The organism is Methylobacterium gnaphalii (assembly GCF_007992215.1).
Taxonomy (GTDB): domain Bacteria; phylum Pseudomonadota; class Alphaproteobacteria; order Rhizobiales; family Beijerinckiaceae; genus Methylobacterium; species Methylobacterium gnaphalii.
On the sequence record NZ_BJZV01000012.1, the window covers coordinates 20,701 to 38,328 of the forward strand.

Consider the following 17,628-nt stretch of genomic DNA (forward strand, 5'->3'; position numbering starts at 1 on the left):
GCCCCGTCTCACTACTCGGCAGGCGACGGCAACGGTGCCGTGTCTCGGTCGAGGCTCTGATCGGTCGTGGCGAGCTGCCCCTCCCATTTGGCAACCGCTACCGTCGCAACGCTGTTGCCGAGCACGTTGGTCGCCGAGCGCCCCATATCGAGGAACTGGTCGATGCCGATGATCAGCAGCAGGCCGGCCTCGGGAATATTGAACTGCGACAGCGTCGCCGAGATGACGACGAGCGAGGCGCGCGGTACGCCGGCCATGCCCTTCGAGGTCACCATCAGCAGAAACAGCATGGTGAGTTGCTGCCCCCAGGTCAGGGGGATGTTGTAGGCCTGCGCGATGAACATCACCGCGAAGGTGCAGTACATCATCGAGCCGTCGAGGTTGAACGAGTAACCCATCGGCAGGACGAACGAGGTGATCCGGTTGGGGACGCCGAACTTCTCGAGGTTCGACAGCGTCTTCGGATAGGCCGCCTCGCTCGATGCCGTGGAGAAGGCGAGGACGAACGGCTCCTTGATCAAGTTGAGCAGCCGCATCAGGCCGCCGGCACCCAGGAGCAGGAAGCCGGCAAAAGCCAGCGCACACCAGAGCACGCCCAGGCTCAGGTAGAACTCGACGAGGAACTTGCCGTAGGTGATGAGCACACCGATGCCCTGTGTCGTAATCGTCGCCGCGATGGCGGCGAACACGGCGACGGGCGCGAACATCATGACGTAGCCCGTGACCTTGAGCATCACCTCGGCGAGTTGCTCAATGCCCTGAGCCAGGGCGTGACCCTTCTCGCCGAGCGCGGCGAGACCGACGCCGAAGAAGATCGAGAACACGACGATCTGCAGGATCTCGTTGTTCGCCATCGCCTCGACGGCGCTCTTCGGCACGAGATGCGTCACGAACTCCTTCAAGGAGAGAGAGGCAGCTTTCAGACCGGTCCCGGCTCCGACATCCGGCAGCGGCAGGTTCAGGTTGTGTCCGGGCTGCAGCAGGTTGACGAGGATCAGCCCCAGCATCAGCGAGCAGAAGGAGGCACCAACGAACCAGACCAAGGCTTTTCCGCCGACGCGACCGACTGATGCGGTGTCGCCCATATGCGCGATACCGACCACGAGCGTCGAGAATACCAGCGGCGCGATGATCATTTTGATCAAACGCAGAAAGACATCGCTGATCAGCGCGATGTAGCCCGAGATTTCCTTGGCAGTTTGTGGGTCAGGCCAAGTGATACTGCAGAGGTATCCAACGGCGATGCCGAGTACCATGCCGATGAAAATCATCGTGGTCAGCCGACTGCCGCTCATGATCGCTCCTCGGCCCATCGCTCTGCTTTTTATTGCAACTGAGTTTGAAGCACGATTTGAGCCAAGCGCAAGTGGCAGAGCACGCTTTGCCGCGAAATCAGCTGACCGGCATCGAATTCTTTCATCGCCGCAATGATCGACGAAGGGCAGCCCCGTCTGTGCCGGCCGTTGTCGCGTGGCCGTTCTGGCATTGTGCGCAAAAGGACACACACGCGCGGCACATGCTCTTAATCCCGCCGGCGATGCGGAAATGGACTTGTGTCCACGCTTGAACGTCGTTCGAATTCCTCTCGGGCCTGATGAACAGACGCTGCTTACAAAAAGCACAACGGCGCACAAGAACTGATCATCGACCTTCGAAATACGTGGAATGCGTGATCGATTGCCGCATCGGGGGCACTAAACATTTCGACAACAAGACCGATTGGTCACGGAACGTTTCGCTCCCGACACTGACAGTATTACGCTGCGGGATCCATTGCATTCGATCAATGGACCGTGGGCATCGGGCCGGGGGATGGCGGGATGTACGGGATTCGATCGGTACTGCTCGGCGGAACCGCAGGCATTGCTGCGCTGGGAACCGCCCACGCAGCGGATCTGCCCGTCAAGAAAGGGGCGCCGATCGAATACGTCCGCGTTTGCGGCGCATACGGAGCGGGATTCTTCTATATCCCGGGCACCGACACCTGCCTTCGCATCTCGGGCCGGGCGCGGTTCGAGGCCGGCACCATCCCCAATCCCGACCGCAGCCGTGGCTCGGGTGACGCATCGCAGTTCCGCGGACTTCTGCGCATCGCGCTCGATGCACGGACCCAGACCGATTACGGTACGCTGCGCGCCTTCGTTCGCGCGGAAATGGCGAGCCGTTCGGGAACGCTGCTCTCGTCTGCGACGCAGCTTCGCATCGCCAACTCGTTCTATGCCACCGGCCAGGATGCCTTCAGCCGCGTGCAGAATTTCGTGGTGACGGAGAAGGCCTTCATCCAGTTCGCCGGTCTGACGGCGGGCCGCGCCTCCTCGTTCTTCGATTTCTATGCTCACGACTACGAGCTCATCGGCACGACCGGCGGCTCCGACATCTCCTCGACCAACCTGCTTGCCTATACGAAGACTTTCGACGGCGGGCTCTCCGCCACCATCTCGATGGAAGACCCGGCTTTCCGCCGGCAGCCGGTCTACTCGCCTTCCTTCACCACGACGGGGGCCACCGTAGGCGCCTCGACGTTCCTCGGCATCGGATCGAATGCGCCGGCACCGATCATCCTGACCATGAACGGCTTCGACGCGACGAACGCCGCCTATCTCGATGCGGTCCAGCGCAGCCGCCTGCCCGACTTCGTCGGAGCCCTTCGCTACGACGCGCCCTGGGGTTCGGCACAGCTCTCGGCTGCTCTGCACGAGACCAATGTCGGCGGATTCCTGACGACGGCCGGCGTGGGCGGTGCGGCGGGACCGGGCCCCGCCGCCACCCAGGCCCTCCTCGCCGCGCGGGGCATCCGCTCCGGCGCGCAGACCGCCGACGGTTGGGCCGTCCAGGGCGGCGTCAAAGTGAACCTGCCGATGATCGCGCCGGGCGACGGCTTCTACCTGCAGGGCGCCTACGCGGAGGGCGCCATCCTCTATACCGGCTACACCTACCTGACCGGCAGCTACTCGACGAACCTGACCCCTGTTCAGGGCGCCTCGTTCAACCAATACGTGCCCGACGCGGTCATCAATCCTCTGACCGGCAAGCTCGACCTGACGAAGGCCTTCACGGTCTCGGCCGCCTACCTGCATTACTGGACGCCGCAATGGCGCTCGGCATTCTTCGGCAGCTACGGCCATGTGAACTTCAGCAAGGGCACCCGCCAGGCCTTCAGCCTACTCGGCACCAATTTCCCCACCGGCACGCCGCCGAACGCCTTTACCAATCCAGCGGCCTTCGCGCTCAGCCCGGTCCTCAGGGATAACGGCCAGATCACCGCCGGTGCGAGCATCATCTGGTCGCCGGTCAAGGATCTCGATATCGGCGTCGAGGGCACGTATATCGGCACCAGCGTTCTCGAAGGGCGCGTGGCCGACGCGACGAGGCCGGGCAACGACGCCAACGGCGTTCCGATCCATACGGTCAAGCGCTACGACGCCACTCAGATCCGCATGCGCGTGCAGCGCGACTTCTGACACGGCACGCGCCTTGCGCGGACCCGGATGACAAGTCCGGGCTGCGGGCACACTATGCCCGTACCAGTCCCGGTCGTCGGCTCCCCCGAACCGGACCTTTCACGCGAGAAGGATGCGCAATGCGCCTGAGACACGTGCTGTTCCTGACCTCGCTCGCGGCCATGGCGGTAAATGCGCCTGCGCGGGCCGAGGAGCTCACGGGCACGCTCAAGAAGGTCAAGGATTCGGGAGCGATCACGATCGGCTACCGCGACTCGTCCGTGCCCTTCTCCTATCTCGACGGCGACCAGAAGCCGGTGGGCTACGCCTACGAGATCTGCCGCAAGGTGGCGGACGCGGTGAAGACGCATCTCAAGCTCGACAAGCTCGAAGTGAAGCTCAACCCGGTGACCTCCGCGACCCGCATCCCGCTGATCGCCAACGGCACGATCGACCTCGAATGCGGCTCGACCACCAACAATGCCGATCGCCAGAAGCAGGCGAGCTTCACCAACACGCACTTCCTCACCGCGACGCGCTACCTCGCGAAGAAGGACAAGAAGCTCGACAAGATCGAGGACCTGAAGGGCCGCACCGTCGTTTCGACGTCAGGCACCACCAACATCAAGATGATCAACGAGGCCAACACCGCCCGCTCGCTCGGCCTCACCATCCTGCCCGCCAAGGATCATGCCGAGGCATTCCTGATGGTCGAGACCGGCCGTGCCGACGCGTTCGTGATGGATGACGTGCTGCTCGCCTCGCTCGCCGCGAGTTCGAAGACGCCGGATGCCTACGCGATTTCGAGCGAGGCGCTCTCCAAGCCCGAGCCCTACGGCATCATGCTGCGCAAGGACGACGCGCCGTTCAAGGCCGTGGTCGATGCCGCCACCAGCGCTCTCTACAAGAGCCCGGAGGGCAAGGCGCTCTACGAGAAGTGGTTCACGCAGCCGATCCCGCCGCGTGGCATCAATCTCAAGCTGCCGATGAGCGAGGCGATGCAGAAGCAGTTCGCGAGCCCGAGCGATAGCGCCGATCCGGCCGCGTACTGACCTCGCCTCGATGAACTACAACTGGAACTGGAGCATCTTCTTCGAGCCGTCGCCCGAAGGTGTCGGCACCTACGCGGACATGCTCCTGTCCGGCCTCGTCTGGACGATCGCGACCGCCCTCTCCTCCTGGGTGATCGCGTTCTGCCTCGGCTCGGTGGTCGGCGTGATGCGCACGCTGCCGTCGAAGGCCGCGCAGGCGATCGGCACGGCCTATGTCGAGCTGTTCCGCAACATCCCGCTGCTGGTGCAGATGTTCCTCTGGTACTTCGTCGCGCCCGAGCTTCTTCCGGAAAAGCTCGGCTCGGCGATCAAGCAGCTGCCGAACGCGCCTTTCTACACGGCGGTCGTCTGCCTTGGTCTGTTCACCGCCGCCCGCGTCGCCGAGCAGGTGCGGGCCGGCATCCTCGCACTGCCGCGCGGACAGCGCATGGCGGCAACGGCTCTGGGTCTGACGGTTGCTCAGAGCTACCGCTACGTCCTGCTCCCGAACGCCTACCGCATCATCCTGCCGCCGCTGACCTCGGAATTCCTGAACAACCTCAAGAACACCTCCGTCGCGCTGACGATCGGGCTGCTCGAACTCACGGCGCGGGCCCGCGCCATGCAGGAATTCTCGTTCCAGGTCTTCGAAGCCTTTACGGCGGCGACGGTGCTCTACATCGCGATCAACCTCGTCGTGATCGTAGCGGCGACGCTGCTCGAACGCGCCGTCGCCGTGCCGGGAACCCGCTGATGTTCTCGAATTTTGACTTCGGGGTCATCGCCTCGTCCCTGCCCTACCTGTTCGGACAGGGCATGGTGTTCACCGTAACGCTGACGGCGCTGGCAGCGGCGATGGGCGTTGTGTTCGGCACCCTGATCGCGATGATGCGGCTCTCCGGCATCCCTGGCATCTCCCATCTCGCGAAGGGTTACGTCGAGCTGATGCGCTCGCTGCCGCTCGTGCTGGTGATCTTCTGGTTCTACTTCCTGGTGCCGTATATCGGCGCCTGGGCGACGCGCTCGCCGACGCCGATCCAGGTCGGCGCCTTCTCCTCGGCGCTGATCACCTTCACGCTGTTCGAGGCGGCCTTCTTCTCGGAGATCATGCGCGCGGGCATCCAATCGATTCCGAAAGGGCAGACCGCAGCAGCCCAGGCGCTCGGCATGACCTACTGGCAGACCATGGCGACGGTGGTGCTGCCACAGGCCTTCCGCAACATGCTGCCGTTGCTGCTGACCCAGACGATCGTGCTCTTCCAGGACACCTCGCTCGTCTACGTGCTCTCGCTGACCGACTTTCTCGGCGCGGCGTCCAAGGTTGCCCAGCGCGACGGGCGGCTCGTCGAGATGTATCTGTTCGCAGCGGTCGTCTATTTCGCGGTCTGCTTCACCGCCTCCTTCCTGGTGCGACGCCTGCACAGCCGCGTGGCGATCATTCGATGAGAGCATTGCCGAGCGAAGTGGCCGCCGGATCGCGTGAAGACAGAGCGGCAAAGGAGTCTGGCCGATGACCTCCACACCGATGCCGGCTCCGGGCAGCGGCGCTCCCGTTGCGACCGGATCCGAGGCGATCGAGGATCAGGGTCTGCAGAAGGGTCCGCTGGTTACCCCTTCGCCCGCCACGGCAACGGGCGTGCCGATGATCGCCATAGACGGCATCAGCAAGTGGTACGGCAGCTTCCAGGTGCTGACCAACTGTACGACGCAGGTCGCGAAAGGCGAGGTCGTGGTGGTCTGCGGCCCATCCGGCTCGGGTAAGTCGACCCTGATCAAGTGCGTGAACGCGCTCGAGCCGTTTCAAGAAGGCCAGATCACGGTCGATGGCACTAGGGTCAAGGACAGGGCCACAAACCTGCCGAAGCTGCGCTCCCGTGTCGGCATGGTGTTCCAGCATTTCGAGCTGTTTCCGCACCTGTCGATCATCGACAACCTCTCGCTCGCCCAGCGCAAGGTGCTTGGGCGCAGCGCGGAGGATGCGGGCAAGCGCGGCCGCGACCTGCTGGCACGCGTCGGCCTGAGCGCGCACGCGGACAAGTATCCGGGTCAGCTCTCGGGCGGTCAGCAGCAACGTGTGGCAATCGCACGGGCGCTCGCCATGAACCCGATCGTGATGCTGTTCGACGAGCCGACCTCAGCGCTCGACCCGGAAATGGTCGGCGAAGTCCTCGACGTCATGGTCGAGCTTGCCCGTGACGGCATGACCATGATGGTCGTTACCCATGAGATGGGTTTTGCCCGCAAGGTCGCGGACCGGGTGATCTTCATGGACAAGGGTGAGATCGTCGAGGACGCGCGGAAGGACGACTTCTTCGGCCAGCCGCGCAGCGAGCGCGCACAGCACTTCCTCTCGAAGATCCTCCAGCACTAGCAGGGGCGTCCGCATCTGCCCGGGATGCCGCAGCTGGGCGAATCCGCACGAGGCCAGTCGACACGTTTGATCGTCGGGCGACACGATCAGGTGCCGCCCATCACGGACGGAATGCTGCGAAAGCCGATGTAAGAATTCGGCTGCCCCTGCAACCTTGGGCGGAGCTCGACCGGTGGCCGCAAGACCACTTCCAAGTGCCCACTCTCTGACGGGGCAGAGGCCGGTCGGCTCGCCGACCTGGTCATCGATACCGTTGATCGCCCCATCACTCGGTTGCCTCGGCTCGCCGAGGAACAGCGCTCCCTGAGAGACCGTTACATCGGCTCAATCAGGGAGATCCAAGCATGGTCGACGTTGCACAGATCAGGGAACACGCAGAGGTCATCGGGTCTGACGGCGCCCACGTCGGTACGGTCGATCACATCGACAAGGGAGAGATCAAGCTCACCAAGAAGGATGCCGACGCGGGCGGCTTGCACCACTTCATCCCAGTCGACTTCGTGCAGAGTGTCGACGGCAACACGGTGCGCCTCGATCGGCCGGCCGAGGAGGTGAAGCGCGAGTGGTCCACCTCATAGTCGACAGGCGATCGCGGGCAGTATCCCAAACAGTCTGTGACTTGCCGGTTGGCGCGGCTGACGCACGGGAGCATCGACCGGAGGGCCCTCGTCACAATCGCCCTTGGCCTCGGCGGCTCGTTCTGCAGGCTGCGCCAACCAAAACCGCCAGCCGATGAGGCACAGGTCGAACATGATTGATCGTCCCAGCTTTGGGCCGGTCGTCAGGTTGTCAAAGCCGATCGGCTTCGTCGTGACAGGCTTCACGATTGCGGTCGGCCTAGGAGTCGGCGCCTTTGTCAGCCTCAACGATTATGGGATGCCGGTCTTCCACCTGTTTCTGCCCATCGCCGGGATGCTTCTGGCTGAAGTGATTGTCGTGGCGAGCGCACGCGATATGGCGGCGATCCAGTTCAAGCTCGCCCCCTGCTGAAGGCGGCCACTCGCGTTGACGACATGCTCACCGAGTCCGAGGAATGCACGCTCGACGCACTCGGTCGGGCGAAGATCATGAGCGCCACTACCTGAGGCTTCTCCATGAGCACTTCGACGTGGCTGCCGCTACTGGCCTTCCTGGCTCCGATCCCGCCGATGCGGCCCGAGCCCGAACGGACGCCTCCAGGCTGGCTTCCGGGCTTTCTGATGGCCGCGCTAACCTTCATCCTGGTGGCACCGATGATCGCGATATGGAGCTTTCACCGACCTGAGGACGCGCTAAGGGCCGAATGCGCGGCGGCCGGCGGGAAGCTCGTATACCGCTCGGTTTCGGGCGATAGGCCACCGAAATGCAGCAAGCCGTAAGTTTCGCGCTCATCATCGAAACGAGCAGTCAGAAGACCTGCGCTCGAGCGCAGATGGCAACTCCCTGCCACAGCAACTCATGCTGCAGCCGACCTTTATTCGTGGGCGGCACCTACGTTTGATTGCGGCTTGCCGATAGATACACGCTATCCAAGTGCCAGCCAGCTATGCGGCAGCGCTCCCGAATGAGCACCGCCCCCGAGGTAACCTACTCAAATTATTGAGGAAATACTGGTGCTGCGAGAGAGGATTGAACTCTCGACCTCTTCATTACCAATGAAGTGCTCTACCACTGAGCTACCGCAGCATGCGGGGACGAGCGAAGCGGCTCCGTCCGGCAGGTGGCGGCTCTAACGGATCGGATCGGGCTTGGCAACGGCCTAGGCGACACGTTTCGCATCGATTCCGTTGACGCGATCCTAAGCCCTGTCTATAGAGCAGCCTCTGCCTCCGGACGCGCTTCGCGGACCGGCTGCGTCGCTTTTGCCTGATCACACCTGACGCGTCGACCGAATGCGTGCCTGTCACAAGGCCGCGGCGGGAGCGCCCATAGAGACGAGGATGCCCCATGGCCAACACCGTGTCGGCCAAGAAAATGACCCGCAAGATCGCCAAGCGCACGGCGATCAACCGCTCGCGCCGCTCGCGGATGCGTACCTTCGTCCGCAAGGTCGAGGAGGCCATCGCCTCCGGTGATCAGACCCAGGCCGCCGCTGCGCTCCGCGCTGCCGAGCCCGAGCTGATGAAGGCCGCTCAGAACGGCATCGTTCATAAGAACAACGCTTCGCGGAAGGTCTCGCGCCTCGCCGCCCGCGTGAAGGCGCTCGCCGCCTAAGACGCCGTACCCGGCATCGCTGACGAAAAGAGCCCGGCCCTCGCGCTGGGCTTTTTCGTGCGCGATGTCGCTCCTCAGCTCAGCTGAGGCGGCTACGGCGAGACACCGCGCCTGCCTCCCTGTCTTGCGACAAGCGGACTGCGCGGCTCTCTCCGCCGGCGACGAGAAGACCTAACGCTCTTCCCTGCCGACTGGCCGAATGGCCGAGTGGCGACGACGCTGTCGCGGCTGAGGGCCAGCGTCTGGCGGCCTGCGATCGAGGCGCCACGCGCAGAATACAACGTGTGCAGCAGGCAACCGGGAGCGGATCTGCTGACCGCTTGGCCCTCTGCAGGCGGTCGACTGGAATTTTCCCGGTCTTCCACGGCCTTGCCAGAGTTGTTCACAGCTTCGTGGAAGTTGTCCCAATCCGCCCCTTGAACCCTGGCAGCAAGGACCGGTTCAGACCGCGTTAACGCTAAACTGAATCGTTCTAGTTGCGTTTAGCCCGCCTCCACCTGTAGCTTAACAAAACCTTGCCGAGGCGGATCAAGTTCGAAGTGTCAACGGCTTGCGCTCGAGTCGTCCCCAAGATCCTCACTGTGGGATAGACCGGTCAAGGCGTGTCAGACGCGGTTGCAGGTGCGCAGAAACTATCCCCGCACTTCCCGGTGTTAGGAGAACGATAGAGGATTGTTGATAGACCGGTTCTGCCGGTCGTTGGGCCCGTTCTTGGGCTTGACAGGGCAAGTCGATACAGGGGCCTCGCGACTCGCGGAGGTCTCGTTCAAGTAGCGTGAGCGTACGCATCCCCGGCGGGCCACCCCACCCAGGATGCGAGGAGAGTCAGGTTATGCAGCTCGACGGCAGCAGGACGGACGGCAGCGGCGACGGCAGCAACGGCAATGGCGCCGGCACTATCCAAGCAGCCTGGACCCGCGTGAAGCGGCGCCTGCGCGCCGAGCTCGGCGAGGACGTCTTCGCGAGTTGGTTCGCTCGACTCGAACTCGAGGACGTAACCGCCGGCGTCGCACGGCTCACCGTTCCCACGCGTTTCCTCAAGAGCTGGATCGAGTCGCACTATCTCGACCGGGTGCTGAACACGTTCAAAGCCGAGCTCGACGACGTCGTACGCCTCGATGTCGGCGTGCGCGGACCGTCCTCATCGCCGCGTCCCGTGGCCGGGCTCGCCAAACCGGCCGCCCCCGCCGGCCCGCTGGCACGCTATCAGTCTGCCGGGGCACCCGCCCCCGTCCAAAGCACCAACGCCAGCACATCTTCTGATGCTGCGGCAGCGTCCCGAGCCGCCGATGGAGCGGCAGGCGATCTGAGCAGCGCGCCGCTCGATCCCCGCCTCACCTTCGCGAGCTTCGTGGTCGGACGCTCGAACGCCCTAGCCCATGCCGCCGGCGAACGCGTCTCGCGGCATGATGGTGAGGGCGCGCTCTACAACCCGCTCTACGTCCATGCCGGCGTCGGCCTCGGCAAGACCCACCTGCTGCACGGCGTCGGCCACGCTGCCCGCGAGGCAGGCCGCCGGGTGATCTATCTCACTGCCGACCGCTTCATGTACGGCTTCGTCAACGCGCTGAAGACCCAGAACGCCCTCGCCTTCAAGGAGCGCCTGCGCGCCATCGACCTGCTCATCCTCGACGACGTGCAGTTCATCCAGGGCAAGTCGATCCAGGCCGAGTTCGGCCACACGCTGAACGCCCTGATCGATGCCGGCAAGCAGGTGGTGGTCGCCTCCGACCGTCCGCCGACCGAGCTCGAAGCCCTCGACGAGCGCGTTCGCTCGCGCCTCGCCGGTGGCCTCGTCGTCGAGATCGGCACCCTGGACGAAGGCCTTCGCGCCTCGATCCTGCAGGCGCGCCTCGCCGCCGTGCGGGTGACGCATCCCGGCTTCGATGTCGCCCCGGCCGTCGCCGCCTATGTTGCCAAGGCGATCACCGCCAACGGCCGCGACTTGGAAGGCGCCGTCAATCGCCTTCTGGCCCATTCCACGCTTACCGGCGCCCCGGTGACAGTGGAGACGGCCGAGGCCGCGATCCGCGACCTCGTGAAGAACCGCGAGCCGAAGCGGATCAAGATCGAGGACATCCAGAAGCTGGTGGCCTCCCGCTACAACGTCTCTCGCTCGGACATTCTCTCCGAGCGCCGCACCGCCGCCGTGGTGAAGCCGCGCCAGATCGCGATGTACCTCTCAAAGGTGCTGACGCTGCGCTCGCTGCCCGAGATCGGCCGGCGCTTCGGCGGCCGCGACCACACCACCGTGCTCCATGCGGTTCGCAAGATCGAGAAGCTGATCGGCGACGATCCGGTGCTCGGCGACGAGGTCGAGCTCCTGAAGCGGATGCTGCAGGACTAGCCTCGGCTGAGCGCTTCACGGCCCGAGAACGTCATCAGGCGCAGCACATTACGCTGCGCCTGATGCGCATCCGCGCCAATACGCGCGGGAAGGCGCCCTTGTCTCTCTTGCCTTGAGCGTGCGCCTTCGCCAAGCTCGCAGCCCCGATCCGCATATGCGGTGGCGGCTCGCGTTCTTCCGAAGTTCAGAGTTTGTTGCGATGAGAGTGACTGTCGAGCGCGCGGCCCTCCTACGGTCGCTCGGCCACGTGCACCGCGTCGTCGAGCGGCGCAACACGATCCCGATCCTGTCGAACGTGCTCCTGCGCGGCTCGGCCGAGGGTCTCCAGCTCAAGGCCACCGACCTCGACATCGAGGTGACCGAGACGATTGCTGCCGACGTTGCCACGGCCGGCGCAACGACGGTGCCGGCTCACGTGATCTACGACATCGTCCGCAAGCTGCCAGACGGCTCCCAGGTCTCGCTGGAGACTAGCGAGGAGACCGGCCAGATGACCATCCGCTCCGGCCGCTCGCGCTTTGCTCTCGGCGCGTTGCCGGAGGCCGATTTTCCGGATCTCGCCGCGGGCGAGCTACCGCATGCCTTCTCGATCGCCTCGCTCGACCTCAAGCGCCTGATCGACAAGACGCAGTTCGCGATTTCGACGGAGGAAACGCGCTACTACCTCAACGGCATCTACCTGCACACGATCGAGGTCGACGGCGCCCTCAAGCTTCGCGCCGTGGCCACCGACGGCCACCGCCTCGCACGCGTCGAGATGGACGCCCCCGAGGGCAGCCGCGGCATGCCGGGCATCATCGTGCCGCGAAAGGCCGTCGCCGAGATTCAAAAGCTCGTCGACGATGGCGGCGACAGCGTCTCTATCGAGATTTCGCCAGCCAAGATCCGCCTGTCCTTCGGAAGCGGCGTGATGCTGATCTCGAAGCTGATCGACGGCACCTTCCCTGACTATCAGCGTGTCATCCCGACAGGGAACGACAAGCGCCTGACGGTGGAGCGCGACGCTTTCGCCCGCGCCGTCGACCGCGTCTCGACGATCTCATCCGAACGTGGCCGCGCCGTGAAGCTCGCCATGTCGGACGGGCGCCTCGCTTTGTCCGTCAACAACCCGGATTCCGGGTCGGCAACCGAGGAGCTCGACGTCGATTACGACGCGGCCGGGCTCGATATCGGCTTCAACGCCCGCTACCTCCTCGACATCACCGGGCAGCTCGAGGGTGACACAGCTCAGTTCCGGCTCGCCGACCCGGGCTCGCCTACCGTGATCCAGGACCGCGAGGGCGCGCCGGCCCTCTATGTTCTGATGCCGATGCGCGTCTGAGACGGGCTATTCAGGACACGCCTGGCATCCTACATCGCGTGGCATGGATACGATGCCGGGCGGGGGCGCTCGCCCCACTCGCCTGATCGCCCGCGATTTCCGCAATCACACCGAGCTCGACCTGCCGATCGGCCGCCGCTTCGTGGCGCTCGTCGGTGAGAACGGCGCGGGCAAGACCAATCTGCTCGAAGCGCTCTCGCTGTTCTCGCCCGGGCGCGGATTGCGCCGGGCGGACCTCTCCGGCATGGCGCGGATCGGCGGTCCCGGCGGTTTTGCCATTTCGCTGACACTCGGCGAGCGTGAGGATGGCCACCGCCTCGGCACAGGCTGCGAACCGCCGGGCTTCGACGGCCGCGCGAGCCGCCTCTGCCGCATCGACGGAGCCGGCGTCGGCTCACCGGTCGCATTCGCCGAGTTCCTGCGCGTCGTCTGGCTGACGCCGGATCTCGACGGCCTGTTTCGTGGTCCAGCCGGAGACCGTCGCCGCTTCCTCGACCGTCTCGTCCTCGCGGTCGATGCGACCCATGGCGGCCGGGTCAGCGCGATGGAACGGGCGCTACGCTCGCGCAACAGGCTGCTGGAGGAGCGCCCCGATGATGGTCGCTGGCTCGATGCAATCGAGCGCGAGGTGGCCGAGCTCGGCGTTGCCGTCGCGTTGGCTCGCCGCGAGACTGTCGAGCGGCTCGACCGGCTGATCGGCGAGAGCCGCGACGACAACCAGCCCTTTCCGTGGGCGGCCATACGGCTCGAAGGCGAACTCGACGATCTCGTTGCCGTCTGGCCGGCGCTTGAGGCAGAGGACCGCTACCGATCCGCTCTCCGCCAAGGCCGACATCGCGACCGAGCAGCCGGACGTTCGCTTATCGGGGCACAAAGCTCGGACCTCGTCGTACGCCACGGTCCCAAGGACGTACCCGCCGCCACCGCCTCCACGGGCGAGCAGAAGGCGCTGCTGATCGGGCTGGTGCTTGCTCATGCGCGGCTGGTCCAGGCGATGAGCGGGCTCGCCCCGGTCATCCTGCTCGACGAAGTCGCCGCCCATCTCGATCCACGCCGCCGCGCCGGGCTTTACGACGCGCTCGACGCGCTCTCGGGCCAAGTCTGGATGACAGGGGCCGATCCGGCGCTGTTCGCCGAGTTGGGCGAGCGCGCCGACATTGTGAAGGTCGTTGATGGACGGATCGTATCGCCCGAAACGGCCTGAGCGCGGTCAGGTCATCGCTGACCGCATATCCGTCTGCGAGAAGCTGTTGTCTACGAAGGTCATCCGCACGTTGTGAGCGAGGGCACAGGCATCGACGAAGAATCAGGGTGGCCGGACTGGCAAGCGATCACCGCAGCAATGGCCGAGGCGTCGACGAAAATCATAGCCCCCCGCTCATCTCGTCGAGCGATGCCTGATCAGCCTGCAAACACGTCCGAAGGGAGGCCACAATTCCATTGTAGATCGGCTTGAGACGCTGCTGCAGCGACGCCAGCTTGTCGGGGAGCCAGTTCTCCTCTTCGCCGCGTCGGTTCAGCGGCTTCGTTGCCCGCATGTAGACATCACGATGACGGCGTCTACACAGCCGATCTTCGAGCACATCCCAGCCCCCGCGAAAGACATCGGATGACCCGCCTCGACGAGGCCCGCGCCGCCCTCCGCAAGACGTTCGGCTACGATGATTTCCGGCCAGGGCAGGACGAGGTCATCGGAGCGGTGCTCGACGGGTCCGACGTGTTCGCGGTGATGCCGACGGGCTCCGGCAAGTCGATGACCTATCAGTTGCCGGCCCTCGTCGATGACGGGCTCACCGTGGTGATCTCGCCGCTCATCGCGCTGATGCACGATCAGGTTCAGCAGATGGTCGGCTTCGGCGTCGAGGCGGCAACGCTGAACTCGACGGTTGCGGAGGCCGCGTCGCGTGAGACCTGGCGCAAGATCCGTTCGCGCGATCTGCGCCTGCTGTTCGTCTCGCCCGAGCGTCTGCTGATGGACGGCTGCATGGAGGCGCTGCGGAACGCCGGCGTACAGCGGCTTGCGGTGGACGAGGCCCACTGCGTCTCACAATGGGGCCACGATTTCCGGCCGGAATACCGAGAGATCGCCCGTGCCCGCGAGGCGCTCGGGAACGTGCAGACGCTGGCGCTGACGGCTACCGCCGATGCGGCGACCCGCACCGACATCGCCGAGCGCCTGTTTCCGGCCGGGCGCGGGGTCCGGACCTTCGTCCATTCTTTCGATCGGCCGAACATCCGTCTGACCTTCGCCGCCAAAGACAACCCGACCCGGCAGTTGGAGCGCTTCCTGCGCAACCGGCGGGCGGAGAGCGGCATCATCTACTGCTCGTCGCGCAAGCGCGTTGAACAGCTCGCCGACACCCTGAAGGCCGACGGCTTCAACGCCCTGCCCTATCATGCCGGGCTCGACCAGGGCACGCGGATGCGCAACCAGGACACCTTCCTGCAGGAGGATGGTGTCGTGATGACTGCGACGGTCGCCTTCGGCATGGGCATCAACAAGCCGGACGTACGCTTTGTCTGCCATGCCGACATGCCGACCAATGTCGAGGGCTATTACCAGGAGATAGGCCGTGCGGGCCGCGACGGGCTGCCGGCCGACACGCTCACGCTCTACGGTCTCGACGACATGGCCCTGAGGCGCCGCCAGATCGACGAGAAGGAGGTGCCGGACGAGCGCCGTCGCGTCGAGCGCCGCAAGCTTGAGGCGATGATTTCGCTTTGCGAGGGCGCCGCCTGCCGGCGCCAGTCGCTGCTCTCGTATTTCGGCGAGGCGAGCGAGCCCTGTGGACGCTGCGACCTCTGCCGCGGTGGCGTCTCGCTGATCGATGGTACCGTGGAGGCGCAGAAGCTTCTGTCCGCCATCGTGCGCACCGGGCAGCGCTTCGGCGCAGCCTATGTCTGTGATGTGGTGCATGGCAAAGAATCCGAGCAGGTCCGCCGCAACGGCCATAGCCAGCTCAAGACCTTCGGCGTCGGTGCGGATAAGCCCGTGACCGCCTGGCGCGCCATCCTGCGCCAGCTCTTCGCTGCGGGTGCAGTGGCCGAGAATGCCGACGGCTTTGGCGGCCTCACCATGACCGAGAAGGGCGAGGCGATCCTGTTCGGCCGCGAGACAGTGCAGGTCCGGCCCGATCCTGAGCCACGCAAGGCAGAGCCCCGTAGCCGCCGCGCGGCGGCGCGGGACGACGAAGCGTTGCAGCTCGGCGAGGCGGACGAGGCCCTGTTCCAACATCTGCGCGGCCTTCGCGCCTCGATCGCCCGCGCCGAGAACGTGGCCGCCTTTATCGTCTTTCCGGACCGCACGCTGATCGAGATGGCACGGGCGAAGCCGGTCGACCTTTGGGCCCTGCGCAGCGTACACGGCGTCGGCGAGCGCAAGCGTGAAGCCTACGGGCAGCGTTTCGTCGAAGCGATCGCAGAATTCTTAGCCGATGATGGGCGACGTGGTCGGGTTGCAGCAGATTGAGTGAAACGACCAGAACGGTCGAAACGCGAGCGACGTGATCGACGTAGGGAGTGGGAGCAGAGTTTGCGCGAGAATCGTTTCGACCTTTTCGCAGCCTAGTCTCGCTCGCGCCCTGCACGAGCGTGCTCAAAACTGCCAGATAGCTGAGCCGTTCATAGATCCGCTCGCCCCCCGGACCGCTCCAACCGAGTACCTGCGCCATTTCGACAATCCGCGATATGCCGAAGCTGCGTCAGGTCTTCTACCTGCCAGGCTTCGATCCCCGCGAGCCCGAGGCCTATTGGGGCCTGCTGCGGCGCGAGAGCAGGCTGACGGCCGGCCGGCGCGGCATGACCCTCGCCGTCGGTGACCCTGTCCGCTCCGCAGACGGCCTCAGCCTCGACTGGACGATCGAGAGAATCGAGGACGGCGCCGCGACCCGGATCCGCTACGCCCTGTTGCGCTGGGACGACATCGTGCGCACGCGCTTTCCCCGATCGGATCTCAGACGGCTGATTGCGATCCCGAGGCTGTGGTGGCGTCTCTGGAAGAGTGGCTATCTCCGGGCCTTCCGGTCGGAGGCGTGGCAATTCTCGACGGTCATCTTTGTCGTCCACCTTCTCTATGCCGGCCTGGTCGGCCTTAGCCTCGCCCTGGCCGGGCTCCTGGTGGCGGCGCTCCCGCTTGGAGACGGTGCCGCGCTGCTGCGATGGGTTCTGCTGCTACCCGCCGCCTACGGCATCCTCGGCCTACTGACGCGGTTCACGAAGGGGCGACCGTTCTTCATCACCCACCTTGTCGACGATGCCGCTTTCACGCACGAGCACGCGTCTGGCGACGACCAGGACATGCAGGCGCGGCTCGATGCCTGGGCGGAGCGCATCCATGCGGCCGAGTCGGAAGCCTCTGAGATTGTCATCATCGGGCATTCTTCGTCGAGCTTCCTCGCGCTCGAAGCGCTCGATCGGGTTCTGACGCATGATCCAGGCTTCGGCAGCCGGGGCGTTCCGGTCACCCTGGTGACGCTCGGCGGAGTGATCCCATGGATCACGCTCGACCCCCAGGCCGAGGCGACGCGCCATGCCGTGCTCCGGATCGCCAGCACCGAGACCATCGGCTGGTTGGATCTGCGCGCGCCTTGGGACTGGCTCTCGATCCATCTGCGCAGCCCGGTTGCATCGGTCGACCCGGCTAGCGTGAAACCGAACCGGCCAATGATCCGCAGCATCAGGATCGCCGATCTCATCGAGCCGAGTACCGTCGCCACCCTTCGCTGGAATTTCTTCCGCATGCATTTCCAGCTGCTCATGTCGAGCCGCGAGCGCACGGCCTTCGACTACATCGCGCTGATCTCCGGAGCCGAGCCGGTGCATCGCGCGGTGGAGGCGATCGAGGAATCGCCTGTTCATGTGGCCTCTGGGCCGCCGCCGGCTGCCTGAGCGTCGCGACGTGCGCGGCGATCTTTGCGGACAGCGGT

At 65.0% G+C, this 17,628-nt stretch carries 16 protein-coding genes and 1 tRNA gene; 14 read left to right on the plus strand and 3 right to left on the minus strand.

All coding sequences use genetic code 11. From position 1 onward, the window contains the following. Nucleotides 1–11 precede the first annotated feature (11 nt). Complete coding sequence (locus MGN01_RS11670; protein WP_147046794.1) at nucleotides 12–1,295, minus strand: dicarboxylate/amino acid:cation symporter; 1,284 nt, start codon at nucleotides 1,293–1,295, stop codon at nucleotides 12–14. A 525-nt stretch (nucleotides 1,296–1,820) separates the two neighbouring features. On the opposite strand from MGN01_RS11670, the gene MGN01_RS11675 reads away from it, so the two are divergent. The 8 genes from MGN01_RS11675 (at nucleotide 1,821) to MGN01_RS11710 (ending at nucleotide 8,200) form a co-directional block, all read left to right on the plus strand. Further along, nucleotides 1,821–3,461, plus strand: coding sequence for a porin (locus tag MGN01_RS11675; protein ID WP_147046795.1), 1,641 nt, complete (start codon nucleotides 1,821–1,823; stop codon nucleotides 3,459–3,461). A 119-nt stretch (nucleotides 3,462–3,580) separates the two neighbouring features. After that, complete coding sequence (locus MGN01_RS11680) at nucleotides 3,581–4,492, plus strand: amino acid ABC transporter substrate-binding protein (protein WP_147046796.1); 912 nt, start codon at nucleotides 3,581–3,583, stop codon at nucleotides 4,490–4,492. 10 nt (nucleotides 4,493–4,502) lie between these two features. Next, nucleotides 4,503–5,225: an amino acid ABC transporter permease gene (locus MGN01_RS11685; RefSeq protein WP_147046797.1), complete on the plus strand. Its 723-nt coding sequence runs from the start codon at nucleotides 4,503–4,505 to the stop codon at nucleotides 5,223–5,225. Next, nucleotides 5,225–5,917, plus strand: coding sequence for an amino acid ABC transporter permease (locus MGN01_RS11690; RefSeq protein WP_147046798.1), 693 nt, complete (start codon nucleotides 5,225–5,227; stop codon nucleotides 5,915–5,917). The genes MGN01_RS11685 and MGN01_RS11690 overlap by 1 nt, the downstream gene beginning before the upstream one ends. Before the next feature lie 196 nt (nucleotides 5,918–6,113). Then, nucleotides 6,114–6,842, plus strand: a complete 729-nt coding sequence (locus tag MGN01_RS11695; RefSeq protein WP_174804584.1) for an amino acid ABC transporter ATP-binding protein — start codon at nucleotides 6,114–6,116, stop codon at nucleotides 6,840–6,842. 344 nt (nucleotides 6,843–7,186) lie between these two features. Further along, nucleotides 7,187–7,420 carry a DUF2171 domain-containing protein gene (locus tag MGN01_RS11700; protein WP_147046800.1) on the plus strand — a complete coding sequence of 78 codons (234 nt, stop codon included), beginning with the start codon at nucleotides 7,187–7,189 and terminating at the stop codon, nucleotides 7,418–7,420. A gap of 103 nt (nucleotides 7,421–7,523) precedes the next feature. Beyond that, on the plus strand, nucleotides 7,524–7,832 hold the full coding sequence (locus MGN01_RS11705) for a hypothetical protein (RefSeq protein WP_147046801.1): 309 nt from the start codon (nucleotides 7,524–7,526) through the stop codon (nucleotides 7,830–7,832). Nucleotides 7,833–7,936: 104 nt separating this feature from the next. Then, nucleotides 7,937–8,200: a hypothetical protein gene (locus MGN01_RS11710; protein ID WP_147046802.1), complete on the plus strand. Its 264-nt coding sequence runs from the start codon at nucleotides 7,937–7,939 to the stop codon at nucleotides 8,198–8,200. A gap of 232 nt (nucleotides 8,201–8,432) precedes the next feature. Here MGN01_RS11710 and MGN01_RS11715 read toward each other — a convergent pair. Further along, nucleotides 8,433–8,507: transfer RNA gene (locus MGN01_RS11715), tRNA-Thr, on the minus strand. Nucleotides 8,508–8,768: 261 nt separating this feature from the next. Between MGN01_RS11715 and rpsT the strand changes: the two genes are divergently transcribed. The 4 genes from rpsT (at nucleotide 8,769) to recF (ending at nucleotide 13,907) form a co-directional block, all read left to right on the plus strand. Next, nucleotides 8,769–9,035, plus strand: a complete 267-nt coding sequence (gene rpsT / locus MGN01_RS11720) for a 30S ribosomal protein S20 (protein ID WP_147046803.1) — start codon at nucleotides 8,769–8,771, stop codon at nucleotides 9,033–9,035. Between the two features lie 832 nt (nucleotides 9,036–9,867). Further along, complete coding sequence (gene dnaA / locus MGN01_RS11725) at nucleotides 9,868–11,382, plus strand: chromosomal replication initiator protein DnaA (RefSeq protein ID WP_147046804.1); 1,515 nt, start codon at nucleotides 9,868–9,870, stop codon at nucleotides 11,380–11,382. A 199-nt stretch (nucleotides 11,383–11,581) separates the two neighbouring features. Then, nucleotides 11,582–12,703, plus strand: a complete 1,122-nt coding sequence (gene dnaN / locus MGN01_RS11730) for a DNA polymerase III subunit beta (protein WP_147046805.1) — start codon at nucleotides 11,582–11,584, stop codon at nucleotides 12,701–12,703. 43 nt (nucleotides 12,704–12,746) lie between these two features. Beyond that, nucleotides 12,747–13,907 carry a DNA replication/repair protein RecF gene (gene recF, locus MGN01_RS11735; protein ID WP_147046806.1) on the plus strand — a complete coding sequence of 387 codons (1,161 nt, stop codon included), beginning with the start codon at nucleotides 12,747–12,749 and terminating at the stop codon, nucleotides 13,905–13,907. A 160-nt stretch (nucleotides 13,908–14,067) separates the two neighbouring features. On the opposite strand, the gene MGN01_RS23555 is transcribed toward recF, so the two are convergent. Then, nucleotides 14,068–14,241: a hypothetical protein gene (locus tag MGN01_RS23555; protein WP_170245955.1), complete on the minus strand. Its 174-nt coding sequence runs from the start codon at nucleotides 14,239–14,241 to the stop codon at nucleotides 14,068–14,070. A gap of 71 nt (nucleotides 14,242–14,312) precedes the next feature. On the opposite strand from MGN01_RS23555, the gene recQ reads away from it, so the two are divergent. After that, nucleotides 14,313–16,172: a DNA helicase RecQ gene (gene recQ / locus MGN01_RS11740; RefSeq protein WP_147046807.1), complete on the plus strand. Its 1,860-nt coding sequence runs from the start codon at nucleotides 14,313–14,315 to the stop codon at nucleotides 16,170–16,172. Between the two features lie 227 nt (nucleotides 16,173–16,399). Then, nucleotides 16,400–17,590 carry a hydrolase gene (locus tag MGN01_RS11745; RefSeq protein ID WP_147046908.1) on the plus strand — a complete coding sequence of 397 codons (1,191 nt, stop codon included), beginning with the start codon at nucleotides 16,400–16,402 and terminating at the stop codon, nucleotides 17,588–17,590. Nucleotides 17,591–17,628 lie beyond the last annotated feature (38 nt).

What these genes read in the sequence shown, in the direction of transcription:
- MGN01_RS11670 (WP_147046794.1), bottom strand. Translation starts at nt 1,295, where the DNA reads ATGAGCGGCAGTCGGCTGACCACGATGATTTTCATCGGCATGGTACTC.
- MGN01_RS11675 (WP_147046795.1), top strand. Translation starts at nt 1,821, where the DNA reads ATGTACGGGATTCGATCGGTACTGCTCGGCGGAACCGCAGGCATTGCT.
- MGN01_RS11680 (WP_147046796.1), top strand. Translation starts at nt 3,581, where the DNA reads ATGCGCCTGAGACACGTGCTGTTCCTGACCTCGCTCGCGGCCATGGCG.
- MGN01_RS11685 (WP_147046797.1), top strand. Translation starts at nt 4,503, where the DNA reads ATGAACTACAACTGGAACTGGAGCATCTTCTTCGAGCCGTCGCCCGAA.
- MGN01_RS11690 (WP_147046798.1), top strand. Translation starts at nt 5,225, where the DNA reads ATGTTCTCGAATTTTGACTTCGGGGTCATCGCCTCGTCCCTGCCCTAC.
- MGN01_RS11695 (WP_174804584.1), top strand. Translation starts at nt 6,114, where the DNA reads ATGATCGCCATAGACGGCATCAGCAAGTGGTACGGCAGCTTCCAGGTG.
- MGN01_RS11700 (WP_147046800.1), top strand. Translation starts at nt 7,187, where the DNA reads ATGGTCGACGTTGCACAGATCAGGGAACACGCAGAGGTCATCGGGTCT.
- MGN01_RS11710 (WP_147046802.1), top strand. Translation starts at nt 7,937, where the DNA reads ATGAGCACTTCGACGTGGCTGCCGCTACTGGCCTTCCTGGCTCCGATC.
- rpsT (WP_147046803.1), top strand. Translation starts at nt 8,769, where the DNA reads ATGGCCAACACCGTGTCGGCCAAGAAAATGACCCGCAAGATCGCCAAG.
- dnaA (WP_147046804.1), top strand. Translation starts at nt 9,868, where the DNA reads ATGCAGCTCGACGGCAGCAGGACGGACGGCAGCGGCGACGGCAGCAAC.
- dnaN (WP_147046805.1), top strand. Translation starts at nt 11,582, where the DNA reads ATGAGAGTGACTGTCGAGCGCGCGGCCCTCCTACGGTCGCTCGGCCAC.
- recF (WP_147046806.1), top strand. Translation starts at nt 12,747, where the DNA reads ATGGATACGATGCCGGGCGGGGGCGCTCGCCCCACTCGCCTGATCGCC.
- MGN01_RS23555 (WP_170245955.1), bottom strand. Translation starts at nt 14,241, where the DNA reads ATGCGGGCAACGAAGCCGCTGAACCGACGCGGCGAAGAGGAGAACTGG.
- recQ (WP_147046807.1), top strand. Translation starts at nt 14,313, where the DNA reads ATGACCCGCCTCGACGAGGCCCGCGCCGCCCTCCGCAAGACGTTCGGC.